Annotated in this window: 18 protein-coding genes; 13 read left to right on the top strand and 5 right to left on the bottom strand. The window is 67.3% G+C overall.

Features of this window, described 5'->3' with window-relative positions; genetic code table 11:
* Window positions 1–21 precede the first annotated feature (21 nt).
* From hflK to ACSFA7_RS19785, 6 genes are read left to right on the top strand one after another with little or no spacing between them, the layout of a single operon-like run.
* On the top strand, window positions 22–1,398 hold the full coding sequence (gene hflK / locus ACSFA7_RS19760) for an FtsH protease activity modulator HflK (RefSeq protein WP_435500953.1): 1,377 nt from the start codon (window positions 22–24) through the stop codon (window positions 1,396–1,398).
* Window positions 1,399–1,415: 17 nt separating this feature from the next.
* Window positions 1,416–2,315 (top strand): protease modulator HflC, encoded by a 900-nt coding sequence (gene hflC, locus ACSFA7_RS19765; RefSeq protein ID WP_435500954.1) that lies wholly within the window; start codon window positions 1,416–1,418, stop codon window positions 2,313–2,315.
* 16 nt (window positions 2,316–2,331) lie between these two features.
* Window positions 2,332–2,520: a DUF2065 domain-containing protein gene (locus ACSFA7_RS19770; protein ID WP_013542105.1), complete on the top strand. Its 189-nt coding sequence runs from the start codon at window positions 2,332–2,334 to the stop codon at window positions 2,518–2,520.
* A gap of 44 nt (window positions 2,521–2,564) precedes the next feature.
* On the top strand, window positions 2,565–3,725 hold the full coding sequence (locus tag ACSFA7_RS19775; RefSeq protein WP_435500955.1) for an ATP phosphoribosyltransferase regulatory subunit: 1,161 nt from the start codon (window positions 2,565–2,567) through the stop codon (window positions 3,723–3,725).
* Window positions 3,726–3,747: 22 nt separating this feature from the next.
* The gene (locus tag ACSFA7_RS19780; RefSeq protein ID WP_042580879.1) at window positions 3,748–5,079 is read left to right on the top strand and encodes an adenylosuccinate synthase; all 1,332 of its coding nucleotides are present in this window, start codon (window positions 3,748–3,750) and stop codon (window positions 5,077–5,079) included.
* Window positions 5,080–5,096: 17 nt separating this feature from the next.
* Window positions 5,097–5,621 (top strand): phosphoribosyltransferase, encoded by a 525-nt coding sequence (locus ACSFA7_RS19785; protein WP_013542102.1) that lies wholly within the window; start codon window positions 5,097–5,099, stop codon window positions 5,619–5,621.
* Window positions 5,622–5,632: 11 nt separating this feature from the next.
* Here ACSFA7_RS19785 and ACSFA7_RS19790 read toward each other — a convergent pair whose 3' ends face one another.
* From ACSFA7_RS19790 to ACSFA7_RS19800, 3 genes are all read right to left on the bottom strand, one after another.
* A complete protein-coding gene (locus tag ACSFA7_RS19790; protein ID WP_435500956.1) occupies window positions 5,633–6,097 on the bottom strand; it encodes a VOC family protein in 465 nt (154 codons plus the stop codon).
* A 63-nt stretch (window positions 6,098–6,160) separates the two neighbouring features.
* Window positions 6,161–7,027 carry a helix-turn-helix domain-containing protein gene (locus tag ACSFA7_RS19795; protein WP_435500957.1) on the bottom strand — a complete coding sequence of 289 codons (867 nt, stop codon included), beginning with the start codon at window positions 7,025–7,027 and terminating at the stop codon, window positions 6,161–6,163.
* Window positions 7,028–7,062: 35 nt separating this feature from the next.
* Entirely contained in the window at window positions 7,063–7,470 is a 408-nt protein-coding gene (locus ACSFA7_RS19800) for a hypothetical protein (RefSeq protein ID WP_435500958.1), read from the bottom strand.
* 130 nt (window positions 7,471–7,600) lie between these two features.
* Here ACSFA7_RS19800 and ACSFA7_RS19805 point away from each other — a divergent pair, with 130 nt between their 5' ends.
* The 3 genes from ACSFA7_RS19805 (at window position 7,601) to ACSFA7_RS19815 (ending at window position 10,042) form a co-directional block, all read left to right on the top strand.
* On the top strand, window positions 7,601–8,794 hold the full coding sequence (locus tag ACSFA7_RS19805; RefSeq protein ID WP_435500959.1) for a PLP-dependent transferase: 1,194 nt from the start codon (window positions 7,601–7,603) through the stop codon (window positions 8,792–8,794).
* A gap of 15 nt (window positions 8,795–8,809) precedes the next feature.
* Window positions 8,810–9,769: a hypothetical protein gene (locus ACSFA7_RS19810; RefSeq protein WP_435500960.1), complete on the top strand. Its 960-nt coding sequence runs from the start codon at window positions 8,810–8,812 to the stop codon at window positions 9,767–9,769.
* A gap of 69 nt (window positions 9,770–9,838) precedes the next feature.
* Entirely contained in the window at window positions 9,839–10,042 is a 204-nt protein-coding gene (locus tag ACSFA7_RS19815; RefSeq protein WP_042580885.1) for a hypothetical protein, read from the top strand.
* Between the two features lie 77 nt (window positions 10,043–10,119).
* Here ACSFA7_RS19815 and ACSFA7_RS19820 read toward each other — a convergent pair whose 3' ends face one another.
* Window positions 10,120–10,755, bottom strand: coding sequence for an arylesterase (locus ACSFA7_RS19820; RefSeq protein WP_435500961.1), 636 nt, complete (start codon window positions 10,753–10,755; stop codon window positions 10,120–10,122).
* Between the two features lie 36 nt (window positions 10,756–10,791).
* Between ACSFA7_RS19820 and ACSFA7_RS19825 the strand changes: the two genes are divergently transcribed.
* The 4 genes from ACSFA7_RS19825 to rlmB are packed head-to-tail and all read left to right on the top strand — an operon-like array spanning window position 10,792 to window position 13,839.
* Entirely contained in the window at window positions 10,792–11,514 is a 723-nt protein-coding gene (locus ACSFA7_RS19825) for an ABC transporter ATP-binding protein (RefSeq protein ID WP_280807105.1), read from the top strand.
* A 53-nt stretch (window positions 11,515–11,567) separates the two neighbouring features.
* Window positions 11,568–12,074, top strand: a complete 507-nt coding sequence (locus ACSFA7_RS19830; protein WP_435500962.1) for a ribosomal protein L7/L12 — start codon at window positions 11,568–11,570, stop codon at window positions 12,072–12,074.
* 4 nt (window positions 12,075–12,078) lie between these two features.
* Window positions 12,079–13,059, top strand: a complete 981-nt coding sequence (locus ACSFA7_RS19835) for a hypothetical protein (RefSeq protein WP_435500963.1) — start codon at window positions 12,079–12,081, stop codon at window positions 13,057–13,059.
* A gap of 33 nt (window positions 13,060–13,092) precedes the next feature.
* Window positions 13,093–13,839: a 23S rRNA (guanosine(2251)-2'-O)-methyltransferase RlmB gene (rlmB, locus tag ACSFA7_RS19840; protein ID WP_435500964.1), complete on the top strand. Its 747-nt coding sequence runs from the start codon at window positions 13,093–13,095 to the stop codon at window positions 13,837–13,839.
* 7 nt (window positions 13,840–13,846) lie between these two features.
* Here the strand turns inward: rlmB and ACSFA7_RS19845 are convergent, their stop codons facing one another.
* Window positions 13,847–15,046: an NAD(P)/FAD-dependent oxidoreductase gene (locus ACSFA7_RS19845; protein ID WP_435500965.1), complete on the bottom strand. Its 1,200-nt coding sequence runs from the start codon at window positions 15,044–15,046 to the stop codon at window positions 13,847–13,849.
* Between the last annotated feature and the right edge of the window lie 67 nt (window positions 15,047–15,113).

A 15,113-nucleotide genomic window follows, 5' to 3' on the forward strand; every position in this document is an offset into this window, starting at 1 on the left:
GCGTGGAGAGGGTTTCTGGGCATGTTCAATCTGAACGATGGCCGATGGGGTCGCGGCGATGAGCCGTCGTCCTCCAACGGCGACCGCCCAGCCGGCAACCGGCCCCCCGATGCCGATCCTCCGGGCGCACCGACGCCCCCGCCTTCGGGCAACAACAACAACAACGGCAACCGCCCCCGCGGCCAGGGGCCCAACCAGGGCCCGCCCGACCTCGATGAACTCTGGCGCGACCTCAATCGCAAGCTCGGTGGGTTCTTCGGCGGCGGCAAGGGCGGCGGCAACCGTCCCAACGGCAGCAACAGCGGCGGTGGCGGCAACGGCTACAGACCCGACATGAAAAACGCAGGATTCGGCCTCGGCCTGGTGGCTGCCGTGGCCCTCCTCATCTGGCTCGGTACCGGCTTCTTCATCGTGAACGAAGGCCAGCAGGCCGTGGTCACGCAGTTCGGCCGCTACAAGTCGACCGTGAACGCCGGCTTCAACTGGCGCCTGCCGTACCCGATCCAGCGCCACGAGGTGGTGGTGACCACGCAGATCCGTTCCACCGACGTGGGCCGCGACGCCATCGTGCGTTCCACGGGCCTGCGCGAATCGGCCATGCTCACGGAAGACGAGAACATCGTCGAAATCAAGTTTGCCGTGCAGTACCGCCTGAGCAATGCGCAGGCCTGGCTCTACGAGAGCAAGTCGCCGGCCGAAACCATCGTTCAGGTGGCCGAGAGCTCCGTGCGCGAAGTGGTCGGCAAGATGAAGATGGACGCGGCGCTCGCCGAAGAGCGTGACCAGATTGCCCCGCGCGTTCGCGCGCTGATGCAAACCATCCTGGATCGCTACAAGATCGGCGTCGAAGTCGTCGGCATCAACCTGCAGCAGGGTGGTGTGCGTCCTCCCGAGCAGGTGCAGGCAGCGTTCGACGACGTGCTCAAGGCCGGCCAGGAGCGCGAGCGCGCCAAGAACGATGCGCAGGCCTACGCCAACAACGTGGTGCCGCTCGCCACCGGTACGTCTTCGCGCTTGAAGGAAGAATCCGAGGCCTACAAGGCGCGCATCGTGGCGCAAGCGCAAGGTGATGCCGGCCGATTCAGCGCCGTGCTGGCCGAGTACCAGAAGGCGCCGCAGGTAACCCGCGATCGCATGTACACCGACGCCATGCAGCAGATCTACGCCAGCACCACCAAGGTTCTGGTCGACACCAAGGCAGGCTCCAACCTGCTGTACCTGCCGCTCGACAAGATCATGCAGCTGAGCGGCAACAACGCGGCCGCCACACCCGTCGATGCTGCCAGCCCGAGCGTGGCTGGCACCGCACCTGCCCAGTCGTCGGTGATTCCGGTGGCTCCGCCCACGGGCGAGACCCGTGCACGCGACGGTCGTTCGCGTGAACGCGACGTGCGCTGAAAAAGGCCAAGAAGAACATGAACAGAATCGGATTCATCGCCTCGTCGATCCTCGTCTTGCTCGTGCTGCTGAGCTCGACCCTCTTCGTGGTCGACCAGCGCCAGTTCGGCGTGGTCTATGCCCTTGGTCAGATCAAGAGCGTCATCACCGAGCCCGGCCTCAACTTCAAATTGCCGCCGCCGTTCCAGAACGTGTCGTACATCGACAAGCGCCTCCTGACGCTGTCGAGCATCGACACCGAACCCATGCTCACGGCTGAAAAGCAGCGCGTGGTGATCGACTGGTATGTGCGCTGGCGCATCAGCGATCCGCAGGCCTACATCCGCAACGTCGGCCTCGACGAGAACGCGGGCGCCATGCAGCTCAACCGCGTGGTGCGCAATGCGTTCCAGGAAAACATCAACAAGCGAACCGTGCGCGACTTGATCTCGTTGCGTCGCGAGGCCCTCATGGCCGACGTGCAGCGCGAAGTTCTGGCCGTGGTGAAGGGTGCCAAGCCCTGGGGCGTCGATGTGGTCGACGTGCGGATCACCCGCGTGGACTACGTGGAAGCCATTACCGAATCCGTCTATCGCCGCATGGAAGCCGAGCGCAAGCGCGTGGCCAACGAGCTGCGTTCGACCGGCACGGCTGAAGGCGAAAAGATCCGCGCCGATGCCGACCGCCAGCGCGAAGTGATCGTGGCGAACGCCTACCGCGACGCCCAGAAGATCAAGGGCGAGGGCGATGCCCAGGCTGCCGCTTCCTACAGCGAGGCCTTCGGCCGCGACCCGCAGTTCGCCCAGTTCTATCGCAGCCTCGAGGCCTACAAGCAGAGTTTCAACAAGAAGAGCGACGTGATGGTGGTCGACCCGTCGTCCGACTTCTTCCGCGCCATGCAGGGCTCCGGCTCGGCGGGCAACGCACCGCGTCGCTGATCCGCTCCGGGGCTTCGTGAGCGCCGAGACCTTCTGGAGCGCGCTGGCGCTCGTCCTGGTGATCGAAGGCATCCTGCCCTTCGTGTCGCCAGGAGGGTGGCGGCGCGGCTTCGGGCAGCTGATGCAATTGCGCGACGGGCAGCTGCGTTTTTTCGGTCTTTGCAGCATCTTGCTGGGCTTGGTACTCCTTTGGGTTTTGGCGTAGCGCGGTCCCGGTAGAATCCCGGTTTAACCACGCCCCCGATCCCCATGTCCGCCTGGGTCCTCCCGGATCACATTGCCGATGTGCTGCCTTCCGAGGCGCGCCACATCGAAGAACTTCGACGCCAGCTGCTCGATACCGCCCGTGGCTATGGCTACGAGCTGGTGATGCCGCCGCTGCTCGAGCACCTCGAGTCGCTGCTTTCGGGCACCGGCGAGGCGCTCGACCTTCAAACCTTCAAGCTCGTGGACCAGCTCTCCGGCCGCAGCATGGGCCTTCGCGCCGACACCACCCCCCAGGTGGCACGCATCGACGCCCACCTGCTGAACCGCGACGGCGTGGCGCGCCTGTGCTACTGCGGCCCGGTGCTTCACACCCGGCCCGACCGTCCGCATGCGACGCGCGAGCCGCTGCAGTTCGGCGCCGAGATCTACGGCCACGCCGGCCTCGAGGCCGACACCGAAACGCTGCTGCTCGCACTCGACTGCCTCGATGCCGCGGGCCTGCGCGACGGCGTGATCGTCGACCTGGCCGATGCCCGCATCGTGCGTGCGCTGTTTGCCGGCGTGCCGGTCGATGCCGCCGCGCTCGCTCGCGTGCATGCCGCGCTGGCCGCCAAGGATGCAAGCGAGCTGCACGGGCTCACCAAGGATTTCCCGGCCGCTTCACGCGACGGGCTGCGCGCGCTGGTCCAGCTGTATGGCGACGCGGCGGTACTCGACGAGGCAGCCAAGGCCCTGAAGGGCACGCCGGCCGTGGCCGCAGCGTTGGCCGACCTGAAGCAGCTTGCCGCGGGCCTGAACGGCACCGCAGGGCGCGAAATCAGCTTCGACCTGGCCGACCTGCGTGGCTACGCCTACTACAGCGGCATGCGCTTCGGCATCTACGTGCCGGGCGCCGCCGATTCGCTGGTGCGCGGCGGCCGCTACGACGAGGTGGGCGCCGTGTTCGGCCGCAACCGCCCGGCCGTCGGCTTCAGCCTGGACGTGCGCGAGCTGGTCGGCGTGCTGCCGGCGCGCCCGCTGCGCGCCGCCATCCGCGCGCCCTGGAGTGACGCGGCGGGCCTGCGTCAGGCCATCGCCCAATTGCGCAAGGCCGGTGAAACGGTTGTCTGTGTGCTGCCGGGACACGGCAGCGAAATCGATGAATTCCATTGCGACCGCGAGCTTGTCGAGCAAGCCGGCCAATGGAGTGTCCGAGCGATCTGAATTTTTAAGCAATGGAACGAGCATGAGCGTAACCACCGGAAGAAACGTGGTCGTCGTCGGCACCCAGTGGGGCGATGAGGGCAAGGGCAAGCTGGTCGACTGGCTGACGGAGAGCGCCCAGGGCGTGGTCCGCTTCCAGGGCGGCCACAACGCGGGCCACACGCTGGTCATCAACGGCGTGAAGACCGCGTTGCACCTGATCCCGAGCGGCATCATGCGGCCCGGCGTCAAGTGCTACATCGGCAACGGCGTGGTGTTGTCGGCCGCCAAGCTGTTCGAGGAAATCGAAGGCCTGGAGAAAGCCGGCGTCGAAGTGCGCTCGCGTCTGCGCATCAGCGAGGCCTGCCCGCTGATCCTGCCGTTCCACGCCGCGCTGGACATCGCGCGCGAGGCCTACCGCGAGAAGGGCGGCGTCGAGAAGATCGGCACCACCGGCCGCGGCATCGGTCCGGCCTACGAAGACAAGATCGCCCGCCGCGCGCTGCGCGTGCAGGATCTGAAGCACCCCGAGCGCTTCGCCACCAAGCTGCGCGTGCTGCTCGACCTGCACAACCACGTGCTCACACAGGTGCTGGGCGCGCCGGCCGTCGATTTCGACACCGTCTTCGACGAAGCCATGCGCCACGCCGTGCTGCTCAAGCCAATGATGGCCGACGTGTCGCGCGAGCTGAACGACGCTCACAAGGCCGGCGCCAACCTGCTGTTCGAAGGCGCGCAGGGCACGCTGCTCGATGTGGACCACGGCACCTACCCGTACGTCACCTCCAGCAACTGCGTGGCCGGCAACGCCGCCGCCGGTTCGGGCGTGGGCCCGGGCATGCTGCACTACATCCTGGGCATCACGAAGGCCTACTGCACGCGCGTCGGCGGCGGTCCGTTCCCGACCGAACTCGACTGGGCCACGCCGGGCACCCCCGGCTATCACATGAGCACCGTGGGCGCCGAAAAGGGCGTGACCACCGGCCGCAGCCGCCGTTGCGGCTGGTTCGACGCCGCGCTGCTCAAGCGGTCGGCGCAGGTCAATGGCCTGTCGGGTCTGTGCATCACCAAGCTCGACGTGCTGGACGGCCTCGAGAAGCTCGAGCTGTGCACCGGCTACGAGCTCGATGGCGAAACGACCGACATCCTGCCGATGGGCGCGGACGAAATCGAGCGCTGCACGCCGATCTATGAAACGCTCGAAGGCTGGACCGAAAGCACCGTGGGCGTCACGCAGTACGACAAGCTGCCGGTCAACGCGCGACTCTATCTGCAGCGCATCGAGCAGATCACCGGCGTGCCGATCCACATGGTGTCCACGAGCCCGGATCGCGACCACACGATCATGATGCGTCACCCCTACCTCGCAGACTGAACAGGAACGAACAGACCATGTTGACCGAAGACGGCAAGCATCTCTACGTCAGCTACGACGAGTACCACAACCTGATCGAGAAGCTCGCGATCAAGGTGCACCAGTCGGGCTGGGAGTTCGACACCATCCTGTGTCTCGCGCGCGGCGGCATGCGCCCGGGCGATGTGCTCTCGCGCATCTTCGACAAGCCGTTGGCGATCATGTCGACCAGCTCGTACCGCGCCGACGCCGGCACGGTGCAGGGCCACCTGGACATCGCGCGTTTCATCACCACCCCCAAGGGCGAGATCGCCGGCAAGGTGCTGCTGGTGGACGACCTGGCCGACTCGGGCCACACGCTGCATGCCGTGATGGACATGCTGCGCAACAACTACAAGCCCATCACCGAGCTGCGCAGCGCGGTGATCTGGACCAAGGCGCTGTCGACCTTCACGCCCGACTACTCGGTCGAGTACCTGGCGACCAACCCCTGGATCCACCAGCCCTTCGAGGGCTACGACTCGCTCGGCGCCGAGAAGCTGCTCGAGAAGTGGTCGGTCTGATCAAGCCCTGATCAGGACCCGCACGATCTGTCGCCGGAAGTGAGCATCGCGGTGTAGCGCCGCTGCATCTCTTCCGGCGTCAGTTTTTCGATGCTGTGGCCCACGTTCCAGCGGTGGCCGAAGGGGTCGCGAAAAACCCCCGAGCGCTCGCCATAGAACTGATCCTGCGGCGCCATGTCGAGTGTTGCGCCGGCCGCCACGGCCCGTGCCACCACCGCATCCGCATCGTCTACGTGCAGGTGCAGCGTCACCGCGCTGCCACCCAGGGTCTTGGCGCTGCGGATGTTGTATTCGGCGAACTCGTCCGAAATCATCAGGATCGCGCCGTTGTGGAAGTCCAGTTCCGCGTGGCCGATGCGCCCGCTGGGCTCGGTGAGGCGGAAGATCTCCTTCACCTCGAACACCTCGCAATAGAAGTCGATGGCCGCGCCGGCATCGTCGACGCAGAGGTACGGGAACAGTTCGTGGATCGCCATGGTGGATTGCCTTTCGAGAGAAAGAAGCAGTTATCGTGGCGTCGATTCTGGAGCGCCGCGCCACTAGCGTCTTGAACGAATTTGACCTGTTGTCGTGTCCGCCGGCACGTGCCGCGGCGACGTGGCCCCGGTCTGCCGCCATGCCTGCGGCGACATGCCCGCCAGCGCGGAGAACTCGCGGCTCAGGTGCGCCTGGTCACTGTAGCCGGCAGTGAGCGCAATCTCGGCCCAGCTTTGCGCGGGATCGCCTGCCAGCGTCAGCGCGCGGTCGAAGCGCATCACGCGGGCGTACTCCTTGGGGCTGAGGCCGATGGCGCCGCGAAAGAGCGCGATGAAGCGGCGGTGGCTGTAGCCGCTGCGTGTCACCAGCCCGGCGATCGAAGGGTTCTCATGGGCCAGCGGCCCGAGTGTTGCGGCGATGGCCGGATGCAGGCCGCGCAGGCCGACACCGAGCGAGTCGATGACACGCTGGGCGAGCAGGGCTTCGAAGACGTTCAGCTGTCCTTCGAGGTCGCCCGCCGCATGGACTTGTTCAAGCGCGGCATCGGTCTGCCGCGCGCCCCAGAGCGCATCGAGCGGCGTGTGCTGACCGGTCAGCGCATCCTCGGGCGCGCCGAGCAAGGCGCGGGCGGCGCCAGGCTGAAGCTGCGCGCCAACGGATCGCGTGGCCACCGAAACGTCACGCATGTAGGAGGCGGCGCGTGCGCCGCCGACGATCGCGTAGCCGCAGGTCTGGCCGCGCATGTCGTCGGGGCCGCCGAACAACTTCAGCGGCGGGCCCGACAGCCGGAACACCAGATGCATGCCGCCGGTGGGCAGCACGTGCTCGCGCGCGCCGGGGCGTTCGGCCGGTGCACTTTCGGGCACCGATGCCCACAGCAGCTTCACGAAGGGCCGCAGATGAAGAGGAGGGGGCCGCGTCAGCTGCATCGGCGCATTGTGCGGGCGGAAGCCGCGACAAAGGCTCAGTCCCACCAAGCGGCGAGCACGTGCGTGTCGTGGCCTTTCTGGATGTCCGATGGAATGTCGCTGTCTTCGGTCTTCCAGATCTCGTCGGGTTCGAGCGGCGCAAGTGCTTCTGCCAGTTCGTTCTCAGACAGGGAGCCGACCACAAAAATGGTGTCGGCGAAAGGCCAGCAATCCTCGCCCGGATCGAGCTCCGCAATCTGCGCGTAGACGGCCGTGACGTCCGGCCGCCGGGCGATGCGGGCGAAGGTATCGCGAAACACATCCATGCCCGGATGTTCCATGAGATTGCAGCCGATGGAGCCCAGGTCGTCATTCCCGTCGAAGAACGCTTCGATGGAAACGATCTGCGGCTCCGGCTTCGGTGCGAGCTGCTCGATCAGGCGGGTTCGTTTGGAGGTGTCCACGGTGTGATCCTGTGTTCGAAGTTTTTTGAGCGCATGCGGCGGCGGTCTGGAAGACTTTCTCACAACCGGGCGGCAGGGGCGTGACCGTCCGACGGACCGGCCCAACGCGCGCTCGCGCTAGCATTCACCCATGAGCAAGCCTTCGACGACCCTGATCCACCATCCCTACACCCCGCCGGCCACCTTTGCCGCGCCGCAGCCCGGCGTGTTCAAGGCATCGACCGTCTTCTTCGCCGACGTGGCTGCCATGCGCGCGCGCGATTGGAAGACCAAGGCCGGCTACACCTACGGCCTGCACGGCACGCCCACCACCTTCACGCTCGAGGAGCGCCTGGCCACGCTCGAAGGCGGCACCGAGTGCCTGCTGGTGCCCAGCGGCCTGGCGGCCATCTCGCTGGTCTCGTTCGCGTTCCTGAAAACCGGCGACGAGGTGCTGATTCCCGATAACGCCTACGGCCCCAACAAGGCGCTGGCCACCGGCGAACTGGCCAACTTCGGCATCACCCACCGCCTGTACGACGCGATGAACCCGGCCGACCTGGAGGCCAAGATCTCGCACCGCACACGGCTGGTGTGGGTCGAGGCGGCGGGCTCGGTCACGATGGAGTTTCCGAACCTGCCCGCGCTCGTGGACATCTGCCGCGCGCGCGGCGTTGTCACGGCGCTGGACAACACCTGGGGCGCGGGCCTGGCCTTCGCGCCCTTCGACTTCAACGGCACGGGGCAGGGCGTCGACATCTCGGTGCACGCGCTCACCAAGTACCCGAGCGGCGGCGGCGATGTGCTGATGGGCAGCGTGGTCACCAACGACGAGCGGCTGCACCGCGCGCTCAAGCTCGCGCACATGCGCATCGGCTTCGGTGCCGGCGTGGGCGATGTCGAGACGCTGCTGCGCTCGCTGCCGAGCATCGGCCTGCGTTATGCGGCGCACGACCGTGTGGCGCGCGAACTGGCCGGCTGGCTCAACGGCTGCGAGGAGATCGCGCAGGTGCTGCACCCCGCGCTGGAAGATTCACCCGGCCACGCCAACTGGCGCGCGCTGTGCGGCGCCACCGACCTGGCCGCGGGCCTGTTCTCGGTGGTGTTCGACGAGCGCTACAGCACCGAGCAGGTCGACCGCTTCTGCGACAGCCTGCGGCTTTTCCGCCTCGGCTATTCGTGGGGCGGCCCGATCAGCCTGGTGGTGCCCTACGACATCGGCCTGATGCGCGATGCGAGCGTGGCGCGCTGGCCCTACAAGGGCACGCTGGTGCGCTTCTCGATCGGGCTGGAGGACGTCGACGACCTGCGCGCCGACCTGCAGCAGGCGCTGGTGCAGATGTAGGGCCTGCTGCGCGCAGTGGGCAGAAAACACCGCAAGAGCCAGTACGTCGCGCCGCCTGCTGCACGCGAGGTGGTGCCGCCCGTGTCGCAGGTCGTTGCGCCGCGGGTGCTGACCGTGCCCGCGCATGTGCTGGAGGCGTTCGCACAGGCGGGTCCGCTGGAAGGCGTGCCGGACCTGCGCGGGACGCGGCTCCTGATCGGTGGCCTCGTGGCGTTTTTCGTGTTGATGGCGGCAGTACTCGCCGCCGGTGCCGTGGCGCAGGAGGACTGGTCCAACGCACGCGGCAACGAGGCGATCCTCGTGCTCCTCGGACTGGCGTTGTTCGGGCTGTTGGGGGGCGGCATCTGGTATCTGTTGCGCCAGTTTTCGCAGGTGGGCAAAGGGACGATGCTGCGGATCGACGCGCAAGGAATGCGCTGGGGCGATCCGGCGTCGCCGCAGGCCGTGGCATGGCGCGAGGCGTGCCGTGCGCGCATGGGTTTCCATGACGTGAAGACCGAGTTCGCATCGAGCGAAGCCATCGTCAAGCGGCTGGTGTTCCAGCAGGCGGTGCAGGGCGGCGAGCCCAGGGAGATCCGGCTGCCGCTGGCGCTGACCATCGACACCGGCCGCGTCCTTCGCTTTCGCAACCGGGCCGTGCTCCTGCGCGCGCTGTTGCTGCATCTGGCGACCCAGCCCCGGCCGCGCCTGCGCTTCGATGCCGAGGTGTTTATCGATGCCGGCATCGATCCGCAGACCTGGGAGCCGATGCTCGCCCCGAGGCGCTGGATGTGGGTGTCGTCCCTCGGCGGACTGGTGCCGGTGGTGGCGGTGGTCTTCCTCTGGCCGCCGGGCGAACACGTCGGCTGGATGGTGTTCGCGATGCTCATGGCCATGCTGGTCGGCGCGGGTGCAATGGGCTGGTTCATGCACCAGCGCTACCCCGGTTTGCAAGGTGTGTTCGAGTTCGAAACTGCACCCGGCGCCACGTCTTGAGACTGCACCGTTATCGCTTACAGTAGGCGACGCACAGTCACCGTGACTGTCTCGCCTCAAGGAGAAGCAGTGGCAACACCAAATTACGGCTACGAGAAGCGCCAGAAAGAGCTGGCCAAGAAGAAGAAGAAGGAAGACAAGCTCCGCGAGAAGCAGTACCGCAAGCTCAGCCCGAGCAGCGACGGGCTGGCCCCCGGAGACCCGGAAACCGACGTGGCATCGCTCGAACGCGATCCCCCCACGGTGCCCGAGTTGCCCACCAAGAACGGTTGATCCGCTCCTGGCGTCCCCATCGAAAAGCCGCCGCAGGCCTGCGCCTGCGGCGGCTTTTTTCTTGTGCGCTGCCGGCCTTACTTGGGCAGCAGCTTGCGCAGTTCGGGCCAGACGTTGTCGAGCAACTGCGGCTGTGCCACGGCCGTCGGATGAATGCGGTCGGCCTGGAACAGCGAGAGCGCATCGGGCGCATCGGCCACGCCCTTGAGCAGGAAGGGCACGAGCGCCGACTTGGTCGCGCTCGCCACCTTGGAGAATACCGCCTCGAAGCGCCGCGTGTAGTCGCCACCGTAGTTCGGCGGCACCTGGATGCCGACGATCAGCACCTTGGCGCCCGCGGCCTGCGCGGCCTTGGTGATCTGCAGCAGGTTGCTCTCGGTGTCAGAGAGCGGCAGGCCCCGCAATGCGTCGTTGGCGCCGAGTTCCAGCACCACGTGGCTGGGCTTGTGCTGCGAGAGCAGCGCGGGAAAGCGGGCGCGTCCGCCGGAACTGGTGTCGCCGCTGATGCTGGCATTGACCACGGTGGCCGCGATCTTCTGCTGGGCAAGCCTTTTTTCCAGCAAGGGTACCCAGCCCTCGCCGCGCTTCAAGCCGTACTCTGCGCTCAGCGAATCGCCCAGCACCAGGATGACCGGCTTGCCGGCCGCGTTGGTGGCCTGGACCTGCGCCGCGGCCGTCCATGCCCCCGCGCTGCCTAGCGCGGCGGTGGTCAAGATAAAGTCACGTCGATTCAAAACCAAAGCCTTTCCATGTCCCAACCCCCGTCTGATGCCATTGTCGCCGTCGAGCATGTCTTCAAGTCCGTCACCGATTCGGCTGGCACCCTGGACATTCTGCAGGACATCGATTTCACCCTCGGCGCGCGGGAAACCGCCGCCATCGTCGGCGCCTCGGGCTCCGGCAAGAGCACCTTGCTGTCGATCATCGCGGGCCTCGATACGCCCACGCGCGGCACGGTCAAGCTCGCGGGCGACGACATCTTCGCCATCGACGAGGACGAACGCGCCGCCCTGCGCGCGCAGCGCGTGGGCTTCGTGTTCCAGAGCTTCCAGTTGCTGGGCAACCTGAGCGCGCTCGAAAACGTGATGCTGCCGCTGGAGCTGGCCAACCGCAAGGACGCGCGCAAGGCCGCCACCGAGATGCTCGGCCGCGTCGGCCTCGGGCAGCGCCTGGGCCACTACCCCAAGGTGCTTTCGGGCGGCGAGCAGCAGCGCGTGGCGCTGGCCCGGGCCTTCGTGGTCCAGCCGGCCCTGCTGCTGGCCGACGAGCCCACCGGCAGCCTCGACTTTGCGACCGGCGAGCAGGTGATGAAGCTGATGTTCGACCTGAACCGCGAACTCGGCACGACGCTGGTGCTGGTCACCCACGACCGCGGCATCGCGTCCCGCTGCGAGCGCCGCATCACCATCGAGGCCGGGCGCGTGTCGCTCAACGAGAAAACGCCGGTCTCGACGGTCGAGCAAGCCGCCTGAACCTCGAAGACGCAGCGAAGAGACGGCAACAACAACGAACCGAGGAGAGGTCCATGGACAAGCAGCTTCCACCCGAAGCCGTTGCGGCACTGCAGCGCGGCAGCCTGATCGAGGCCATCAAGATCGTGCGCGACAAGACCGGCCTGGACCTCAAGTCGGCCAAGGAAGCGGTCGAGCGCTACGCCAATGGCGAAGGAGCGACAGGGGACTGGCAAGAGGGCGACTGGGGCCGCGGCGAACCCGAGGGCGCGGGCATGCAGGGCAACGGGCCCGCGACGGTGCCGTCGGCCGCGCTCACGGCCCTGGCCAAGGGCAACAAGATCGAGGCGATTCGTCTCACGCGCGAGGCCACCGGCCTCGGGCTGGCCGAGGCCAAGCAGCTGGTCGAGAACCACCAGAACCCGGCGGCCGGCGATTTCGGGCATCTGCCGTCGGGCATTCCGACGAATCCGATGGCCGAGCCGGGGCGGGTGCCGCAAGGGGGCTTCAAGTTGCTGCCCATCGTCATCGTCGTCCTGGTCGTGGTGCTGGCCTGGCTGTATTTCGTGAAGGGCGCTTGAAGCGATGATCGTTCCCCAGTTCTGGGCCGAGGGCCGCATCCAGGAGCGCACGGCCGGCAAGCAGATCACCGTGCGGCGCTACGGCTGGTCCGACGACAGCCCGCTGGCCGCGCAGGCCCATGCCGACCAGCGCACCCGCGAGGCCTTCGACCGCATCGTGAGCGGCGAACAACTCGAGCGCCGCGAGCGCAAGCTGGCCTACAACGGCGCCGACGGCGTGCCGATTCGCGAGGAAATCGTCGAGCGGCAGGGCGAGAGTGTCATCACCCGCAACGGCTACGGTGCGCGCTGCCTCAACACCCCCGACGTGATGTTCGTCGACATCGATTTCGATGAACCCCTGCGCACCAGCGTGTTCGGCTTTGCGTTGGTGCCGGCGCTGATCGCGGGCATTGTCGGCGGATGGACGGCCAAGACCTGGGTGGGCGGGCTGATTGCCGCCATCGTCGTCTTCATCGTCGCCTACCGTATCGGCCTGGCCAAGAAGCGCGGGGAGGCCAGCACGAACCCCTCGCCCGAGAAGCGCGCGGCCGAGCGCATCGGGCGCTTCCTGCACCAGCATCCCGACTGGCACCTGCGGGTGTACCGCACGCCCGCGGGCTTCCGCCTGCTGGCGATGCACGATGTCTTCAGCCCGGCTGACATGAAAGTGGCCGACTGCTTCCAGGCGATGGGCGTGGACAAGGTCTACGCACGCATGTGCCGCAACCAGAACTGCTTTCGCGCCCGCCTGAGCGCCAAGCCCTGGCGCATCGGCATCGGCGATCACATCCGGCCGCAGCCGGGCGTCTGGCCCGTCTCGCCCGAGAAGCTGCCCGCACGCGACGCCTGGATCGCGCAGTATGAAAAGGCCGCTGAAGGCCATGCCGCCTGCCAGTACCTGGAGAGCGTCGGCAACACCGGGCGGGTGCATCCGAGCGCGCTGGCGGTGCAGGAACTTCACGACGAGCGCACGCGTGCGCTCAGCGGCCTGCCGATCGCCTGAGAGGCAAACCCCGGGGTAGGGATAATCGGAGGAATGTCTTCCCCTAAAGTGATCTTCGGCTTCCATGCCGTGGGCGTGCGAATCAAGACCGCGCCGAAATCGGTGCTCGAGGTTCTGTTCGACGCCAGCCGGCGCGATGCGCGCATGAAACAGTTCATCGCGCGCGCGCAAGAAGCCGGTGTGCGGTTAGTCGAGGCCGACAGCCTGCGCATCGCCAAGCTCAGCGGCAGCCACGGTCACCAGGGCGTGGCGGCGCGGGTCGAGCCCACCGCGCAAATCCATTCGCTCGACGAACTGCTCGAAGGCCTCGAAGAGGCCGGCATCGTGCCCCTGCTGCTGGTGCTCGACGGCGTGACCGATCCCCACAACCTGGGTGCCTGCCTGCGCGTGGCCGATGGCGCCGGCGCCCATGCGGTGATCGCGCCCAAGGACCACGCGGCCGGCATCAACGCCACCGTGGCCAAGGTGGCGAGCGGGGCGGCCGAGACGGTGCCGTATTTCATGGTGACCAATCTGGCGCGCACGCTCAACGAGCTCAAGGAACGCAACATCTGGTGCGTGGGCACCAGCGACGACGCGCCGGGCACCATCTACCAGAGCGATCTGAAACGCCCCCTGGCGCTGGTGCTGGGCGCCGAGGGCGAGGGCATGCGCCAACTGACGCGCAAGACCTGCGACGAACTGGTCAGTATCCCGATGGCCGGCGCGGTCGAGAGCCTGAATGTCTCGGTGGCCAGCGGCGTGTGCCTCTACGAGGCGATGCGCCAGCGCAGCGCCTGATCCGTCGTTAGCCCTTCTTCTGCAACGGCCCGCCTTTGCGGTGGAAGTAGACGAGTTCGGCCATGCGCCGCATCTGCGGCGTGCCGAGCAGGTGGTTGAACATCCAGTCGCTCTGGAAGTGGTCGAAGGCCCAGCGCAGCGAGCGCTTGAGCAGGAAGCGCGGGTAGCTGCGCACGAACCACGTCGCAGGGTCGCCCACTTCGCCGCGCATGAAGCGCGCCACCGCCTCGCCCGCGCGCTCGCCGTGCTGCAGCGCGGTGTGGATGCCGCCGGCCGTGACCGGCGACACCATGCCGGCTGCGTCGCCCACCAGCAGCGCCCGCTCGCGTGCCACCACCGGGAGCACGCCGCCGCAGGGGATCATCCCGGCGCGCACGGCCACTGGGGGCGCATCGCCCGGCGACACCACCGATTCGATCTTCTTCAGGAACGGGGCGAGCCGCAGCGCGTTCGCATCGTTGTGGCCCAGGCGCCGGGCCAGGCCGATCTGGCTCACGCCCACACCGTCAAGTGCCCAGCCGATGTAGCCGGGCGCGAGCTGGCGGTCGATGAAGCAGTGGAGAAGGTCAGGCGCCATGCGTGCGCCCTGGTATTCGTGTTCGACGCCGTAGAGAAAGCGCGTGTTGCGCGAAAGGCCCAGCGCCTTGGCGACGCGTGAATGCGGGCCGTCGGCGCCCACGAGGTAGGTGGCGGTGATACAGGGGCCGTCCGTCACCGGGACTTCCCAGCGGTCGTTCATCCATAGCGCCTGCTCGAAGAGCGTGCCGAGCCGCACATCGACGCCGCAGGCCCGGGCGGAGTCGACCATCCAGTCGAGCAGTGCGGGCGCATCGGTAGCCCAGAACCAGTAGCCGGGCGCGTGCAGGTCGACGTGCCGCATGTTCGGCGCGTAGAGGCGGACGCCCTCGATGCGCCGCACCAGCGAAGGCGGCACTTCCGCCAGCCAGGGGACGCTGTCGACCGCGTCCTTCACGATGATGCCGGTGGTGTGGAGCTTGGCGCCGGCGCTGGTTTTCTTCTCCAGCACCATCACGCTGAGTCCGGCGAGCGCCGCGGCGCGGGCGCAGGCGAGACCCGCGAAGCTCGCGCCGATGACGAGCAGGTCTACCTTGGTGTTGGCGAGGCCGCTGCTCGCGGTGGGCGGCACAGGACACGGCGCCGTGGATGAGGTGGAGAGCGGGGAAAAGAGGCAGGAAGAGGAGTGCATGGGCAGCTGACTGAAGCAACGCGCACCACGGTTTGTGGTGCGCGAGCGAAGTTAGCTACGCCATGTG

Source organism: Variovorax trehalosi (assembly GCF_051216415.1).
Lineage (GTDB): Bacteria > Pseudomonadota > Gammaproteobacteria > Burkholderiales > Burkholderiaceae_C > Variovorax.